We start from the raw sequence: 15,873 nt of genomic DNA, 5'->3' as shown, positions 1-15,873 counted from the left end.
GAATGTTTTTAGTCAATTTAAATAGTTGAAAAATTGAGCAATAATTGCTCACCTGCTTTCCCGGATTTCTCTGGGTGAAATTGTACACCAAAGAAATTGTCTTTGGAAATTGCCGCTGAAAAAGGCTGCCCATAGAGACATTTTGCAGCGGTATACCTGTCGTCGAATTCAATGAAATACGAGTGGACAAAATAAAAATAAGTCTGATTTTGAATGTGTGCAAATAAAGGATTATTTGCTTGTACAGTAATGCTATTCCACCCCATATGTGGCACTTTACCAGCCTTTTTGCTATCAAAATGAAGAGTTTTCAAAGGAATTAACTTTAACATTTCTGCATTTCCCTCTTCTGAAAAGTCAGTCAGCAATTGCATTCCTACACAAATACCCAATACAGGCTTACGCAGCGCTTTGATAGCAGGTACGAGCCCAGACTCTTGCAATTTATCCATGGCTGCACCTGCATGCCCAACTCCTGGGATGATAATCCGATCGTACTGATCGATCTCCTCCGCCGAGTTGATCATCCCATAGGTGAGTCCTACCCGATCTAAGGCCGCTGTTAAGGAAAAAATATTCCCCGCACCATAATTAATAATTCCTATCATTTTACAATACTCCCTTCGTACTTGGCAACTGCATGTGATCAGCATCGCGTCTCACTGCTTTCTTGATGGATTTAGCAAAAGCTTTAAAGATTGCTTCGATCTTATGATGCTCATTTTCGCCTTCCGCTTTTATATTTAAATTAGATCGCGAAGCGTCCGAAAAAGATTTAAAGAAATGAAAAAACATCTCTGTAGGCATATCTCCAATTTTTTCCCGTTTAAAAGCTGCATCCCATACAATCCAGTTGCGACCACCAAAATCCAATGCAACCTGAGCCAGACAATCATCCATTGGCAACGTATACGAATAACGTTCAATACCTCGCTTATCACCAAGGGCTTTCAAAAATACCTCACCCAAAGCGATACCTGTATCTTCTATGGTATGATGTTCGTCTATATGAAGATCCCCTTTTGCTTTTATCGTCAAGTCTAATGCCCCATGCCGAGCCAATTGATCCAACATATGGTCAAAAAATGGTAATCCTGTATCAATGTCAGACTTTCCTGAACCATCCAAGTTCAAATGAATGAAAATATCTGTTTCATTGGTCTTACGATGATGTTCGGCGGTACGCGTGCGCAATTTAAGAAATTCATATACGCTCTTCCAATCTGTTGTTTCTAAAGCTATAACAGTTGAATCGATCGCTAAGTTTTCCAATGCACCTAATTGATCATTGGCACGGAGCCAGATCGCCTTAGCCCCAAGATTTTGAGCTAGTTTAACATCGTTTACACGATCACCAATAACAAAAGATTGGCTCAAATCATATCTTGATGCATCAAAATACTCCCCCAGCATGCCGATCCCCGGTTTACGCGTGTCCGCATTTTCATGTGGAAAAGTTTTATCGATATGCTCTCTAGCAAATACCACCCCTTCCCCTGCAAACGTATCCAGCACAAAATGATGGACTGGCCAGAAATTCTCTTCCGGATGGGAAGAAGTTCCTAAACCATCTTGGTTGGAAACCAAGATCAATTCGAAATCCAGTTCCTTTGCGATACGTGGCAGATACTGCAAGGCACCGGGATAGAATTTTAATTTGGCAAAAGAATCGATTTGTTCATCTTCTGGTTCCAAAATTAATGTTCCGTCTCGGTCTATAAACAGTACACGTTTTAAGTTATCAGGCATAGTATTATTTATTGATTTGATTAAGTTTTTCTAACAATGTTTGATTTTCAGCCGGTGTGCCGACAGTGATCCGCAAACATCCCTCACATAATTCGACTTTAGATCGATCCCTCACGATGATTCCATATTGAACCAAGTAATCGTAAACGTCCCGAGGTTGATCCATTTTGACCAAAATAAAGTTAGCATCGGAAGGTGTGATATGCTGCACAAAGTCCAGTTCAAGCAATGCGCGCACGAGTTTTTCGCGCTCCGCTACGGTTTCTTTGATCCAGTCGTTGACTTGATCCACTTGATCCAATGCTTGTAAAACGATATCTTGTGTGGCCTGGTTAATGTTATATGGAGGTTTAATTTTATTAAAAACAGCGATTACCTCTTTACTCGCAAACGCCATACCCAAGCGTAAGGCTGCTAAGCCCCAGGCTTTGGACAATGTCTGCAACACGACTAAATTGGGGTATTCTGCCAGTTCCTGTGTAAATGATTTTACAGCGGAAAAATTGATATAAGCTTCGTCCACAATCACCAACCCTTGAAAATTAGTTAAGATTGTTTCGATATCTTGGCGACGGATTGAATTCCCTGTCGGATTGTTTGGTGAACAGATAAAAATTAACTTGGTATGTTCATCTATCGCATTGGCGATACCCTCCAAATCCAATTGATAATCTGCCGTGAGGTTGACTTTCCTGCAGGCTACATCATTGATGTTGGCTGAAACTTCATACATACCATACGTTGGTGGAACTAAAATCACATTATCCACACCTGGCGTACAAAAAGCACGATATAAAATATCAATTGCTTCATCGCTTCCATTTCCCAAAAAGATATTTTCTGCGGGTACGCCTTTTATTTTAGAAAGCTTTGTTTTAACTTGATGTTGGAGAGGGTCTGGGTATCGGTTGTAATCATGGCTTAGTGGGGATCCAAAAGGATTTTCATTGGCATCGATCAATATGGATGCCTCCCCTTTAAATTCATCTCTTGCGGATGAATAAGGTACGAGCTTCTTAATATTTTCCCGTAATAGGTTGTTTAAGTTGAATGGATTATCCATTATAAAAAAATTAGAGCCGTAAACTTAGATAAATTGTTCATCATATGCAATATAATAAGCAATTATTCATCGGAGAGCTTATTTATACTGAAAACCATTTCCCCTCTATCGAAAGCTCAGTATTGGGAAATACCGACCTCGCTTCTTCCAATAGTGGATGTAAATCTCTATATCGTGCTGAGTAATGCCCCAAAAGCAATTTTTTGGCATGGGTCTCTTTCGCTATCTCGCCGGCTTCAAAGGCTGTTGTATGAAATGTTTCTTTAGCACGATCAACCATATCATGTAAGAATGTCGACTCATGATACATGAGATTTGCCTTCTGAACAAAAGGGAGATAATCTGCTGTACGTACCGTGTCCGAACAATAGACATAGCTCCGCGGCAGTGGTGCAGGAAGACTTAGATCATCTGCAGCATATACTTTACCGCTTTCGCCGACATAATCCATACCCTTTTTTATCATAGGATAATATACTGTAGGAATATTCAAGCCTTGTACCACATCGGCGAGCAAAGTTCTTGCCCGCGGTCCCTCATCAAAGCGAAATCCCGTACAGGCAATTCGATGTTTCAGCGGGAATGTACTCACCTTTAGTGTCCTATTTTCAAAAATAACACCCGGCGTCTCTGGTGAAATTGGATGAAAAACAAGATTGTAGCGTAAAATTGTCTCAGAATGTAGAAATTGTAAATCTAAAATTTCTTTTAACGCGGCAGGACCATACAGATGGAGATCACTTTTTCTGCCGACAAGATGCATGGATGATAGCAAACCCACCAAGCCCAAATAATGATCTCCATGTAAATGGCTAATAAATATATGTCCGATACGATTGCTCTTGATACCATACCTACTGAGCTGCATCTGTGTGCCTTCTCCGCAATCGATCAAAAACAATTGCTCATTAAAGTTCAACACCTGGCTAGTCGGATGACGATCAAACATTGGCGTTGCCGAGCTATTTCCTAATATCAGAACTTCAAACTTCATATTAATCCTCAATTGTCCCCCGATATTCAGATTCCAGTTCATGCGCAAAGATTAAATCTTCAGCAACCTTTAATGATGGTGCAATCTTTAGCGATTTATCTAAATGTGATACACGAACCATATCCATTAATGTAGGACAAAGATTCACAAGAATAAATATGCCACCAACCGATTGACACAACCGATGTGCTAGTACCCCTAACCGGATGCCAACTTCGTCTGTTTTCTTAACATGAATCATATCCAGCACAATATTTCGTTGTCCAATCGTATTCCGCAACAAGAACTCTCCTTTGAGTTTAGCTGCATTATCCGCATCTATCACATCGACATGTGGTTCTATGACAATATAGCGATCGTGTTTATCAATGGTATACTTCATGAGGTGATCTCCTTTATTTAAGGATACAATGTACTAATAATTTAGCGTTTTTAAGGCGTTTGCCACATTTCTTTCTACCCGTTCAAGCACATTTTCTTGATCTGGGTAAACAAACTTTTCTCCGACAATATGTTCGTATAGTTCAATATAACGCTCAGAAATCGAAGCTACAATTTCATCCGTCATTTCCGGAACAGCCTGACCGTCTTTTCCTTGAAAACCGTTTTCGATTAACCATTTCCGAACAAACTCCTTCGATAATTGCTTTTGTGGCTCATTTTGATCTTGGCGTTCTTGATAACCTTCGGCATAAAAATAACGCGAAGAATCCGGTGTATGAATTTCGTCAATCAACACGATTTGACCATCTTTTTTACCAAACTCATACTTCGTATCCACCAATATTAACCCCCGTTGTGCGGCAATTTCGGTTCCTCTTTGGAATAAAGCTTTCGTATATTTTTCTAGCTGAACATAATCTTCTTCACTTACGATACCCTTATTCAAAATATCAGCACGTGAGATGTCCTCATCGTGGCCGACCGCTGCCTTAGTTGTCGGCGTAATAATAGGTTCCGGCAACTTGTCGTTTTCCTTTAACCCTTCTGGCAATGATTCACCACAAACTTCACGTTTACCTGCCGCATATTCACGCCAGGCATGGCCTGATAAATAACCACGGATAACCATTTCCACTTTAAACGGTTCACACATTTGGCCGATTGTCACACTTGGATCCGGAACAGATACCACCCAATTTGGAATAATATCAGCAGTAGCCTTTAAAAATTTGGCTGCAATTTGATTCAGAACTTGCCCTTTATACGGAATAGGACGTGGAAGCACCACATCGAATGCTGAAATACGGTCGGAAGCTACCATCGCCAAATACGTATTGGCAATTGTATACACATCACGTACCTTTCCTCTGTAAAAAGCAGTCTGGTTTTCAAAATTGAAATTTGTTTCTTTTATAGCATTCATGTTCAAAGTAAAATACACCTGTAAATAATTATTTTAATCCGCAAATGGCACCTTCATGCCAGGCAGGATCATACAGCATTTATTTTATGAGCCCGCTGTACTCATTTGTTTCTAGAGGGAACAACACCTTACTTTCCGCATTGGCCTATTAAATATCGCCATATGCTTCTAATATGCGACGCACCAATTTATGCCGTACCACATCTCCGCCGCTGAGGTGAACAATATCTATCCCTTCGATATTGTCTAATAAGCGAATCGCTGTTGACAATCCAGACTGATTTTTCTTCGGCAAATCCACTTGTGTCATATCACCAGTAACAATAAATTTAGCCGTAGGTCCCATCCGCGTTAAAAACATCTTCAACTGCATATCTGTTGCATTCTGAGCTTCATCCAAAATGACAAAACAATTGTCGAGCGTACGTCCCCGCATAAATGCTAATGGCGCAACCTCGATGGTGCGGTTTTCTAAATAAACTTTGAGCTTTTCGGCAGGAATCATATCATCCAAGGCATCATAAAGGGGCCTCAAATAAGGATCTACTTTTTCCTTTAGATCGCCCGGTAGAAATCCCAAATTCTCTCCCGCCTCAACGGCTGGCCGCGTCAAAATGATCCTTTTGATTTCTTTATTTCGGAGTGCCCTAACAGCCAAAGCAACTGCAGTATAGGTTTTTCCCGTTCCTGCAGGTCCGATAGCAAATAAGATGTCATTTTTGGAAATACTATCCACCATCTTCCGCTGGTTGGCGGTGCGTGCACGTACAATCAGGCCATTAGGGCCGTATACGATTGGTTCGGAACCAAAAGCCGCATTTTTGGAAGCGAGTTCTTTTTCCTGTTGAGCGGCAGAACCTGCGCTTGCACCCAGCAGATTTTCAAAATCCAACAAGGTAATGTTGTTAAATTTCTCCAAATGAGCCACGACTTCCTGAAAAGAGTGTTCAAACAGGTCCAATTCCTTCGCATCTCCTAGCACCTTCATTTCACTTCCGCGAGCTACAATCCGCAGTTTTGGGAATTGCTTCTTCAAATAATCGAAGTGCTCATTGTCTGCTCCCCACAATACGGGCAAATTCAGACCATCTAATGCAATTAGTAATTCGTTCAAATTTTATCTATTTAGAATTAATTAGATTGTAGCCATTACACAATATCATTCCTGTATAACACTATTCAAAATTAACGTATTCTAACGAAACCACCAAGAATATAGCGCGTACAAACAACGAGAATAAGAATGAGTATTTGGAGGGCAATGTCTATGTTGCAAACATTTCAATATATGCGAAATATCCGCTATGTAGGTGTATATCAACCGAAAAAAAAGATAATCAAAATAAGTTCTCCAATTAGCTTTACAAATCACCTGATAAATAGTAATTTTGTTCTCTATTTAAATAAATTACGGGGTATATTTTACGGGAATTCGACAGCAATTCAATCTAGGATTTAGATTATAATGGCAGTAATTACATTAACAACAGACTTAGGACATAAAGATTTTTATCAAGCTGCGCTAAAAGGGAGTCTTTTAACGCAGTTATCTGATGCCAATATTGTTGATATTACTCATGAGATCCCAGCATTTAATATCCCTCGAGCCGCATTTGTATTGGGCAATGCTTATCATTATTTCCCCAAAGGAACTGTCCACATCATCGGGATCAACACCTTATTTCATGAAGAATCCAGGTATATCGGCATGAAATATAATGATCACTATTTCGTTGGAGCCGACAACGGCATCTTCAGTCTATTGTTGAATGGCAATGAACCACAAGAACTCTACGAACTCAACTTAATGCAGGATTTGCGGTATCTACATTTTCCACTAGCAGACATTCTATCTAAATCTGCCTGTCACATCGCAAAAGGCGGAAAACTGAAAGATGTCGGAACGCCAATGCAACAGCTGATTGAAAAAGTGACCTTGCAGCCCATCTTTGACAAAGATATGATCAGAGGCAATGTCATTTATGTGGATGCCTTTGGTAATGCCATCACCAATATCTCCAAAGATTTATTCAATAAGGTACAGAAAGGCCGGCATTTTGTACTCTACTTCAAACGCAATGAGACCATCACCAACCTTTCCTGGCACTACAACGAAGTAGGTGAAGGAGAAAAACTTTGCTTATTTGGCATTTCCAACTATCTTGAAATCGCCATCAATAAAGGCAATGCAAGCCAGCTCCTTGGACTTCATGACGATGACTCCAACGTAATTCGCATAGAATTCAAAGATTCCGTACTGTAAAACAATTATCAAACTTCAACCCACAGTCATCATTTACTGGCAATTGCTTCGCTAATTGTTCGCACCTGCTTCGCTTCTTATTCGGAGCCGCTCCACTCTGCGCCCACTGATTGTCCACCTTGCGCCCACTAATTAGGTGGACAATCAGTGGACAATCAGTGGGCGCAAGGTGGACAAGAGGTAGACAATTTCCGAACAAAGGGCGAATAGATGGCGAACGAAGGGCGAAGTGAGCTACTATCTGATGACAAACACGATAATAAAACAAAATCTTACGGCAAACGTTAGTTTTAAATTAGATATTTGATTATACAAATTGTTAAACATACATGAGATCGCTAAAATTACTTTTTCTGCTCACCATTCTATCCGGCTTCCTTAAACAAGTCAACGCTCAAACCAATCCAGATTCCAGCGCTTACGAAGTACAGCGGAACCATGTCAATGAGCTACTCAATGCCCGGCAACAAAAATTTGGTGCTTATGACACCAGTCTTACCCAAAAAACGGGTCTTTTTGGTCTATTTAAATCAAAAGGAGATATGCAAAAGAGTATCGACATCCTTAAAGATATTGTGATTACCGATAATAACATCTTTCTCGAAACACAAAAACTTCTTAAAATCAAAGATTTTGAGAAAGATAAATTTCAGCAGCTGGCAACAGATTATGACAAACAGGTTTCTGCTTATATCGGTACCATAAGCAAGCTTCAGAAAGAAAACGAAAAATTGCGTAGCCAAGTTGACAAAACATCGGGTAACGGAGGCCTAAGCAATATTCTCCTTTATATTGCTTTAGTTGTGATCGGGGTCTTAGGTTATCTACTCTACACGGCCAAAGCAAAACACGCCGCTGCAAAACAACAAAATATAGGATAAAATAGGCGAATACCAGTCTCAACATAATAGCCAACAAGTCAAACAGCCCTTAAGGTATTAAAAAGTCATCTTGATGCTAAAAATTGACTATAGTATGATAGCAAATTGTTTTTAATCTCGTTACATTTGTCCTCGCAACAAAATTTGAAGTAGCGGATATGGCAAGAGGATTCAACAGCGGTAATAAACAAGAAGAGGATCTACCAAAACCAAAATTGAATAAGGAGCTCCTGTTGAGAGCTGCAAAACTAATGACCTATTTAAAACCTTATCGGTTTAAATTTGGAATAGGGATGTTTTTCTTGGTATTATCCAGTTTAGCCATGTTAGCGTTCCCGGCGCTGCTTGGGGCTATGATCGATGCTGCTCAAGGTAAGCAAAAATATCTCTGGCTTCCCCCAGAAGTATATTACATCGGTGGCATTGCATTTATTATATTATCTTTTCTGTCAGTCGTTTCTTTTTTTCGCATCCGTATTTTTGTTGAAATTGCAGAACGTACATTGGCTGCCCTTCGCAAGGATACTTATCTAAAACTGATTTCATTACCGATCGAATTTTTTGCCAACCGTCGTGTTGGGGAACTAAACAGCCGTCTGTCTGCAGATCTTTCGCAGATCCAGGATACCCTGACCACCACACTAGCTGAAATTCTAAGGCAGTTGATCAGTCTTTGTTTTGGTGTTTTTCTATTGGTTTGGGTATCTCCCAAACTTGCTCTTATGAACCTTTGTATTTTACCGATCATCGTGGTGGCGGCCATCATCTTTGGAAAGTTTATTCGCGAACTATCGAGACAGGCCCAAGACAAAATGGCTGAATCAAATAGTATCGTTCAGGAGACTTTATTAGGGATCAGCAATGTGAAGGCTTTTGTCAATGAATACTTCGAGTTTAACCGTTACAGCAGACAGATGGATTCTGTCGTCAAACTTGCGGTTAAAGGTGCAACCTTTCGTGGTGCATTTGCTTCATTTATTATCTTCTGTATTTTTGGTGCAGTAATCGCCGTTATATGGTATGGAGCGGCACTAGTTGCTATCCACGAAATGACTGTCGGCGATCTGACGACCTACATTTTATATTCGATGTTTGTTGCAGGATCCATGGGCAGTTTTCCTGAACTCTATGCCAATATCCAACGCTCCTTAGGGGCAAGTGAACGCATTTTGGAAATTCTGGATGAGCCTCAAGAAAACCTCAATGTGAAACCGACTTGTAAAGAAGTTCACGAAGTAATGACCGGCAAACTAAGCTTCAATCATGTTTCCTTTGCCTACCCAAGTCGTCCCGATATTGAAATTCTAAAAGACATCAATTTTACGGCCAATGCAGGGGATAAAATTGCCATAGTCGGCCCCAGTGGAACAGGAAAATCAACAATCGCTTCATTGATCTTACAATTCTACACGGTTAATAGAGGTGAAGTCTGCTACGACGACAGACCAGCATCCGATTTTGAATTATGCGATATCCGTAATCAAGTCGCTATTGTACCGCAGGATGTATTGCTGTTTGGAGGTACTATACGCGAAAATATTGCGTATGGCAAGCTCGATGCCTCAGAAGATGAAATTATAGCCGCTGCTAAACGTGCCAATGCACATCAATTTATCTTAAATTTCCCTGAAGGCTATAACACGCTCGTTGGCGAACGTGGCGTAAAACTCTCTGGCGGGCAGCGCCAGCGTATTGCCATTGCCCGCGCACTGTTAAAAGATCCGGCCATTCTTATTTTAGACGAGGCGACTTCATCATTAGATTCTGAGTCTGAGCGCCAGGTACAAGAGGCATTGGAAGAATTAATGCGCGGACGTACTTCGATTATCATTGCTCATAGATTATCTACCATTATCGATGCTGATAAAATTATCGTTATCGAGAACGGCATCGTATCGGAAAGCGGGACTCACTTTGAGCTGCTCCAAAAAGAAAGCGGCCTCTATCAACACCTCTACAACCTCCAATCGAAACAGCAAAAGATTGATATGTAAAATTTTGTTAATTATTGATTCTTTTTAAACAAAATCACCTTGTGATTGTTCATTTGGTATTATACTTGATTATCATTTGAATATATAACAAAATAGAAGAATTATGAAAAATAGCAAAAATGGATTAGTGGCATTTGCTTTGGTAGGATTAGCTGCGGGAGCTGCTGCATGGTATCTTTTAGGAACTGACGATGGAAAAAAACAATTAGATCGTGCAAATGATGGCATCAAGAGCTTAACTAAATCATTGAAAGATCTTTCTAAGAAAGAAGCTAAAAAAGCGCAAAAACTAGCCAATAAAGCTTCGTCTGAATTAGATAATTTAAAATCGAAAGCTCAGGCTGCCTTTAGCAAAGCTACAGAAGATGCAGATGCACTGAAAAACAAGGCGAAAGAAGCGGGCAGAGAAGCTTTGGAACACGCCAACAGCGCAGCTCAAAACTTGGCAGGCAAAATCGATGATACAACTGACGCTGCCAAGTCCAAAATTTCTAACGTATAAGTAAAAATAACGTCTTTTTTAGGAATTGATGTTGTTGGTCACTCTCGCGGTTAAAATACATTTGTATCTTTGCTGCATATGACGTTGATGCAACAAGTAAAAACTTTAATTCTTAAAGACATCATTCTGGAATGGCGTTCAAAATATGCTATTAACGGAATTCTACTATATGTCGTATCAACTGTTTTCGTTTGCTATCAAGCATTTAAATCAGTTGATACGACTACTTGGAACGCATTATTTTGGATCATTATGCTCTTCGCTTCGATCAATGCAATCAACAAAAGCTTCGTCCAAGAAAACCCCAATCGGCAACTCTACTATTATTCACTGGTTGATCCTCGAGCGATCATTTTAGCAAAAATCATCTACAATACCATCGTGATGACGCTATTAGCCACCATCGCCTATTTTGTATATTCAACCATATTTAAAAATCCCATCGGTGACCCGATACTCTACTTTTTATCGGTCCTGCTCGGCAGCACTAGCTTTTCAACTGTATTTACCATGATTTCTGGAATTAGCGCTAAAGCAGGAAATAACAGTACGCTAATGGCCATACTTAGTTTCCCGGCAATTATCCCGCTATTAATCGTATTAATAAAGCTATCACGCAATGCAATAGAAGGTTTGGAAAGAGCTTCAAGCAGTAAAGAAATAATCGTATTACTTGCAATTAATGTAATCACGATCACTATTTCTTTGTTGTTATTTCCGTACCTTTGGCGAGATTAAATATGAGCATTGACGACAAACTAAATTCAATATAACCATGAGAAAAAAATGGTGGAAAGTATTAGCAGTATTGATTATCTGTGGTGTTATTATCAATGGTCTTTTAGGCCCTGTTCCCCGTCTATTTATCCTACACGAAAGCATCCGTAATGTCTATTTTCATGTTCCGATGTGGTTTGCTATGATTTCGATGTATTTCGTTTCTGTAGTATACAGCATTAAATACCTTAATACTGGAAAACAAGCATACGATTTAATGGCTATAGAGGCTGTAAACACGGGTATTACCTTCTGCTTCTTGGGACTTGCGACGGGTATGCTATGGGCAAATATCACCTGGGGTGAACCGTGGCCAAACGACCCGAAACTAAATGGCTCTGCGATCGCAACATTGATGTATCTCGCTTACCTTGTTCTCCGAAATGCCTTGGAAGAAGAACAAAAAAGAGCGAAGATTTCTGCAGTATATAATATTTTTGCCTTTCCGATTATCATTGTACTCATCTATATCTTACCTAAACTGACAGATTCCCTACATCCAGGTAGTGGGGGGAATGGAACATTTGCTGATCTTCAGATGAGTAACGAATTACGCCCGACGTTCTACAGTTCTGTTATTGGATGGATTTTGATAGCGACCTGGATCTGTACAATGCGCTATAGGATGCGTTTATTAGAGAGAAAGCAAGAATTAGGCGCATAAGTATCGAAAATTTGTATTCATCAAACACCTGTCATGTTGCGCATAAAAATGGACAACATGACGAATAATAATATATAGAAATAGAAATGAAAAAAATAGTATTGTCAATCGTCTTACTCATATTATCTACCCTGAGTACATTTGCGCAAGAAGATGTCGATATGGCGACCGGATTGCGTAGCGAAGGAAAGATCTACGTCGTAGTATTGGTCATGTTGGTCATTTTTCTTGGCTTAGCTTTCTTCCTTTTTCTGCTTGACCGCCGCATTAGCAAATTGGAAAAAAAGAATAAATAGCACATATTTATCCATACCATGATTATCAGTCAGTTTAGGAATTATTCACCCATTAATATTTTATTTCTATCGCTCGTAGGCTTTGTGCTATGTTTAGGGATATTTTTGCATCTTCCGGATAAACTTGACTCTGTAATTTTTGAACCTGCATTGGGCAATCTATTGGGAGAAAACAACTTAATCAACCTTTCTCCTGCCACCAATGTTTTTATTACGCTGATCTTGACGATCTTCCAGGCGACAATACTCAATCGCATCACAAGCCATTTTAACTTACTAGGGAAACCTAGCTTTTTGGTCGCTTTGATGTACATGACACTGGCCAGCTTGTTTTTACCATTTTTGGTGCTGTCTCCAACGCTGATCTGTAATTTTATCTCGATATGGATGTTAAGCAAGTTGCTCTCCCTCTATCGGCAGACGGATGTTAAAGCGGAAATGTTCGATCTTGGTATGATCGTAGGCATCGGAAGCTTGGTCTACTTTCCATTCTTGAGTATGTTTGGCTTATTGTGGATAGGTTTACTCATTTTTAGGCCGTTCAACTGGCGCGAATGGATTACCCCACTCCTTGGCTTGGCCACGGTGTATTTTATCTTGGCGGTAATCTATCTTTGGATGGGCAAAATGGAGCAGTTTTATACGATTTGGCTGCCGTTTACGTACAAATTTCCTACGGCTATCCGTATTCAATTAGTTGACTATCTGGTACTCGTGCCGGTCATCTTTACTTTAATACTCTTCTTAATGGTCTTAAAAGACAACTTTTTTAAAAGTGTCGTGCATATTCGCAAGTCATTTCAATTGTTGTTCTTTATGTTATGCCTGGCGGTAGTCTCGTTCTACTGGAATAAAAAACTAACAGAGGCCCATTTTTTACTTTGCGCACCTTCTATCGCCATCTATATGGCGTACTATTTCACTTATGCCAAAAAGAAATGGTTTTTTGAGGTCGTATACGCCATTATAACCCTCACTATAATCTACTTTCAGTTTTTCTAAGCTGCTGTACAATAAGCGTTTAACCTTTTTTAACAAAATCGGCTTAACAAGCTCGCAAAAATTGAATAGTTTTGTATGCGATTAAAAGCAAAAAACATTTAATATCAGAGTCAAATAACTCGAAAATTTCACTAAAACTAAATAAACATTAGTTTCTCAATTTTATAGATTGACCATGCAGAAACGCTTTACAAGCTCTCTAAAAAATAAATCACTCCAACTGTTGTTAGCAGGGGGAATTTTAGCTAGTTCTACTACCGCATTTGCCCAAAAAACGACATCCGCATCACCCTACTCTCAATTTGGACTTGGTCAGATGCGAGAGGATTTATTGCCACAATATAGAGGTATGGGGGGCGTGAATACCGCTATCCGAAGAATCAATGGCGTATACAACACCAACCCGAGCAATCCTGCATCTTACTCTGCCACACAGTTTACCACCTTTGATGCTGGTTTATATGGCAATTACACGCAATTAAATTCGACAACCCGATCAGATAACACGGCTGACTTTGCCTTTAGCCACATCACCATGACTTTCCCCATGAAACGATTTGGAGGAATCAGTTTGGGTATTCTTCCCTACTCTGATATTGGTTATCGGACATCTTCAACAGGAACTTCAAATACTGATCCCTACACGAAAGTTTTCACCGGCGAAGGTGGTTTAACAAAAGCCTATGCTGGTTGGGGGGTACGCATCGTGAAAGGCCTGAGTATCGGTGCCAACATGTCCTATCTATTTGGAACCTTAAATGATTATAGCCGTGTAGAATTTCTCCCTTCATCGGGGGCATTGAATACCCAGCAACAGAATAAACGCGAAATACAAGGTATTATCTTTGATTATGGTTTACAATACGAGCAACCGTTAAATAAGGAATACTCGCTGACCTTTGGTTACTCTGGTTCATTAAATAATGATATTAAAGAGAGAACAACAATATTTAATACGAGAACTACACCTTCTTCTGATCCGGACAACCAAAATATCCCGTTGGATAGCACCTTTATTTCTGACCGCAGTAGCAGACATTTGACCCTTCCACTGAAGCATAATGTTGGTATCACGCTTGCGCGTAGTAACCGCTGGTTGGTTGGTGCTGATTTTAAATACGCAGATTGGTCGAGATTTCAGACTAGAAAAGGAGAAAATGAGCTCCGCAAGAATTACGGCGTAGCGATTGGGGGTCAAATTACGCCCGATGTCACCTCGCTTAAGTATTTGAACCGAGTAGATTATCGACTTGGCTTTAGATATAACAAAACACAATATTTCTTAAGTAACCAAAATATCAACGATATGGCTGTTACTGTTGGTGTTGGTTTCCCATTTGCAAGAAATCAATTTTCGGGAGCTTTCTCTAAAATAAACTTTTCGGCAGAATTTGGACAAATGGGCAAAATCAGCAATAGCCTCTTACGTGAACGTTATATTAACTTTAATATAGGCTTTACCTTAAATGACCGCTGGTTTAGAAGAACTCAATTTGATTAATCCGATGGTACGCAAGACATTTGCTTCGACCATAATCCAAAATATATCGCCCCTAGTAATCGTATCTTTACTAGGGGCGCTCTCATTGACTTCGTGCGAACCTGATTTAAAAGAGGTCGACCGGATTGCCAACATGAAAAAGGAAGAGGCGGTCGACATCTCACGTCATGTAGACATCATCTACAGCGATTCGACACGGGTAAAAGCCAATCTTACGGCGCCAGAAATGCGTATCAAACACGATAGTACTGAAGTATATGAATTTCCCAAAAGCATAAAAATCATCTTTTACGATGACAATTTAAAGGAAACTCAACGCATCACCTCCGACCACGCCATTCGTAGGGAAAAAGAAAAGACGACCACTTTCACAAAAAACGTTGTAGTAACTATGGCTGACGGATCGATCATCAAAACTGAAGAGATCATCTATGACGAAAGTCAAGTTGATAGCAATAGCAACAGGATCTTTTATAATCACGTGCCGATAACGGCTTTCTTTCGCGATAATCGGGGTAATTTACAGGGGTCATCATTTACATCAGACAAAGATTTCAAACATGTCAATATAGCCAATGCCACTGGTTACACCATTATTACCAACAACAATCTGTTCCCTTCTTTAGGAAAATAGCTCATCGTGGGTCATAAACCAGATTCCGGTTTGGTTTAAAAGCAGCTATGGATCTGATACAATGGCCGCAGACTGTTTATTTATACGATTAAGTTATTCAAAACGAATCATTTGAACTAAAAGAGAACAAAAAACTTCAGTTTATACAATTATTTTTCAAATTTGTTTTGCTACATTCAGGAAAATA

Annotated in this window: 17 protein-coding genes; 10 read left to right on the top strand and 7 right to left on the bottom strand. The window is 39.8% G+C overall.

Annotated features, from left to right (window positions below):
* Positions 1-17: 17 nt before the first annotated feature.
* From hisH to J2X77_RS20945, 7 genes are all read right to left on the bottom strand, one after another.
* Positions 18-608, bottom strand: coding sequence for an imidazole glycerol phosphate synthase subunit HisH (gene hisH, locus J2X77_RS20975; RefSeq protein ID WP_209578708.1), 591 nt, complete (start codon positions 606-608; stop codon positions 18-20).
* Between the two features lies 1 nt (position 609).
* Entirely contained in the window at positions 610-1,749 is a 1,140-nt protein-coding gene (gene hisB, locus J2X77_RS20970) for a bifunctional histidinol-phosphatase/imidazoleglycerol-phosphate dehydratase HisB (RefSeq protein ID WP_209578709.1), read from the bottom strand.
* A 4-nt stretch (positions 1,750-1,753) separates the two neighbouring features.
* Positions 1,754-2,812: a histidinol-phosphate transaminase gene (gene hisC / locus J2X77_RS20965; RefSeq protein ID WP_209578710.1), complete on the bottom strand. Its 1,059-nt coding sequence runs from the start codon at positions 2,810-2,812 to the stop codon at positions 1,754-1,756.
* Positions 2,813-2,894: 82 nt separating this feature from the next.
* Positions 2,895-3,806 carry a ribonuclease Z gene (locus J2X77_RS20960; protein WP_209578767.1) on the bottom strand — a complete coding sequence of 304 codons (912 nt, stop codon included), beginning with the start codon at positions 3,804-3,806 and terminating at the stop codon, positions 2,895-2,897.
* Position 3,807: 1 nt separating this feature from the next.
* Complete coding sequence (locus J2X77_RS20955) at positions 3,808-4,188, bottom strand: STAS domain-containing protein (protein ID WP_209578711.1); 381 nt, start codon at positions 4,186-4,188, stop codon at positions 3,808-3,810.
* Positions 4,189-4,221: 33 nt separating this feature from the next.
* On the bottom strand, positions 4,222-5,172 hold the full coding sequence (locus J2X77_RS20950) for a phosphoribosylaminoimidazolesuccinocarboxamide synthase (RefSeq protein WP_209578712.1): 951 nt from the start codon (positions 5,170-5,172) through the stop codon (positions 4,222-4,224).
* Between the two features lie 148 nt (positions 5,173-5,320).
* Positions 5,321-6,286 carry a PhoH family protein gene (locus J2X77_RS20945; RefSeq protein ID WP_209578713.1) on the bottom strand — a complete coding sequence of 322 codons (966 nt, stop codon included), beginning with the start codon at positions 6,284-6,286 and terminating at the stop codon, positions 5,321-5,323.
* 351 nt (positions 6,287-6,637) lie between these two features.
* Here J2X77_RS20945 and J2X77_RS20940 point away from each other — a divergent pair, with 351 nt between their 5' ends.
* The 10 genes from J2X77_RS20940 to lptC all read left to right on the top strand — a co-directional run bounded on the left by J2X77_RS20940 (position 6,638) and on the right by lptC (position 15,686).
* The gene (locus tag J2X77_RS20940) at positions 6,638-7,435 is read left to right on the top strand and encodes an S-adenosyl-l-methionine hydroxide adenosyltransferase family protein (protein WP_209578714.1); all 798 of its coding nucleotides are present in this window, start codon (positions 6,638-6,640) and stop codon (positions 7,433-7,435) included.
* A 329-nt stretch (positions 7,436-7,764) separates the two neighbouring features.
* Positions 7,765-8,316, top strand: coding sequence for a hypothetical protein (locus J2X77_RS20935; protein ID WP_209578715.1), 552 nt, complete (start codon positions 7,765-7,767; stop codon positions 8,314-8,316).
* A 158-nt stretch (positions 8,317-8,474) separates the two neighbouring features.
* On the top strand, positions 8,475-10,310 hold the full coding sequence (locus J2X77_RS20930) for an ABC transporter ATP-binding protein (RefSeq protein WP_209578716.1): 1,836 nt from the start codon (positions 8,475-8,477) through the stop codon (positions 10,308-10,310).
* Between the two features lie 103 nt (positions 10,311-10,413).
* Complete coding sequence (locus tag J2X77_RS20925; protein ID WP_293879502.1) at positions 10,414-10,812, top strand: hypothetical protein; 399 nt, start codon at positions 10,414-10,416, stop codon at positions 10,810-10,812.
* A 78-nt stretch (positions 10,813-10,890) separates the two neighbouring features.
* Positions 10,891-11,550, top strand: a complete 660-nt coding sequence (locus J2X77_RS20920) for a heme exporter protein CcmB (protein ID WP_310082328.1) — start codon at positions 10,891-10,893, stop codon at positions 11,548-11,550.
* Positions 11,551-11,587: 37 nt separating this feature from the next.
* Entirely contained in the window at positions 11,588-12,253 is a 666-nt protein-coding gene (ccsA, locus tag J2X77_RS20915) for a cytochrome c biogenesis protein CcsA (protein ID WP_209578719.1), read from the top strand.
* Between the two features lie 86 nt (positions 12,254-12,339).
* Positions 12,340-12,549: a CcmD family protein gene (locus tag J2X77_RS20910; RefSeq protein WP_209578720.1), complete on the top strand. Its 210-nt coding sequence runs from the start codon at positions 12,340-12,342 to the stop codon at positions 12,547-12,549.
* 18 nt (positions 12,550-12,567) lie between these two features.
* Complete coding sequence (locus tag J2X77_RS20905) at positions 12,568-13,551, top strand: DUF6427 family protein (protein ID WP_209578721.1); 984 nt, start codon at positions 12,568-12,570, stop codon at positions 13,549-13,551.
* Positions 13,552-13,726: 175 nt separating this feature from the next.
* On the top strand, positions 13,727-15,052 hold the full coding sequence (locus J2X77_RS20900) for a hypothetical protein (RefSeq protein ID WP_209578722.1): 1,326 nt from the start codon (positions 13,727-13,729) through the stop codon (positions 15,050-15,052).
* On the top strand, positions 15,018-15,686 hold the full coding sequence (gene lptC / locus J2X77_RS20895) for an LPS export ABC transporter periplasmic protein LptC (protein WP_310082326.1): 669 nt from the start codon (positions 15,018-15,020) through the stop codon (positions 15,684-15,686). Before J2X77_RS20900 ends, lptC begins: the two co-directional genes overlap by 35 nt.
* The last annotated feature ends 187 nt before the right edge of the window (positions 15,687-15,873 follow it).

It is taken from the genome of Sphingobacterium sp. 2149 (genome assembly GCF_031455655.1).
Lineage (GTDB): Bacteria > Bacteroidota > Bacteroidia > Sphingobacteriales > Sphingobacteriaceae > Sphingobacterium.
The sequence above is the reverse complement of the archived record's forward strand: the minus strand, read 5'-3'. Positions and strand labels throughout refer to the sequence as shown.

Excerpts from the sequence above, each read along its gene's own strand:
- hisH (WP_209578708.1), bottom strand. The coding sequence starts at position 608 with ATGATAGGAATTATTAATTATGGTGCGGGGAATATTTTTTCCTTAACA.
- hisB (WP_209578709.1), bottom strand. The coding sequence starts at position 1,749 with ATGCCTGATAACTTAAAACGTGTACTGTTTATAGACCGAGACGGAACA.
- hisC (WP_209578710.1), bottom strand. The coding sequence starts at position 2,812 with ATGGATAATCCATTCAACTTAAACAACCTATTACGGGAAAATATTAAG.
- J2X77_RS20960 (WP_209578767.1), bottom strand. The coding sequence starts at position 3,806 with ATGAAGTTTGAAGTTCTGATATTAGGAAATAGCTCGGCAACGCCAATG.
- J2X77_RS20955 (WP_209578711.1), bottom strand. The coding sequence starts at position 4,188 with ATGAAGTATACCATTGATAAACACGATCGCTATATTGTCATAGAACCA.
- J2X77_RS20950 (WP_209578712.1), bottom strand. The coding sequence starts at position 5,172 with ATGAATGCTATAAAAGAAACAAATTTCAATTTTGAAAACCAGACTGCT.
- J2X77_RS20940 (WP_209578714.1), top strand. The coding sequence starts at position 6,638 with ATGGCAGTAATTACATTAACAACAGACTTAGGACATAAAGATTTTTAT.
- J2X77_RS20935 (WP_209578715.1), top strand. The coding sequence starts at position 7,765 with ATGAGATCGCTAAAATTACTTTTTCTGCTCACCATTCTATCCGGCTTC.
- J2X77_RS20930 (WP_209578716.1), top strand. The coding sequence starts at position 8,475 with ATGGCAAGAGGATTCAACAGCGGTAATAAACAAGAAGAGGATCTACCA.
- J2X77_RS20925 (WP_293879502.1), top strand. The coding sequence starts at position 10,414 with ATGAAAAATAGCAAAAATGGATTAGTGGCATTTGCTTTGGTAGGATTA.
- J2X77_RS20920 (WP_310082328.1), top strand. The coding sequence starts at position 10,891 with ATGACGTTGATGCAACAAGTAAAAACTTTAATTCTTAAAGACATCATT.
- ccsA (WP_209578719.1), top strand. The coding sequence starts at position 11,588 with ATGAGAAAAAAATGGTGGAAAGTATTAGCAGTATTGATTATCTGTGGT.
- J2X77_RS20910 (WP_209578720.1), top strand. The coding sequence starts at position 12,340 with ATGAAAAAAATAGTATTGTCAATCGTCTTACTCATATTATCTACCCTG.
- J2X77_RS20905 (WP_209578721.1), top strand. The coding sequence starts at position 12,568 with ATGATTATCAGTCAGTTTAGGAATTATTCACCCATTAATATTTTATTT.
- J2X77_RS20900 (WP_209578722.1), top strand. The coding sequence starts at position 13,727 with ATGCAGAAACGCTTTACAAGCTCTCTAAAAAATAAATCACTCCAACTG.
- lptC (WP_310082326.1), top strand. The coding sequence starts at position 15,018 with ATGACCGCTGGTTTAGAAGAACTCAATTTGATTAATCCGATGGTACGC.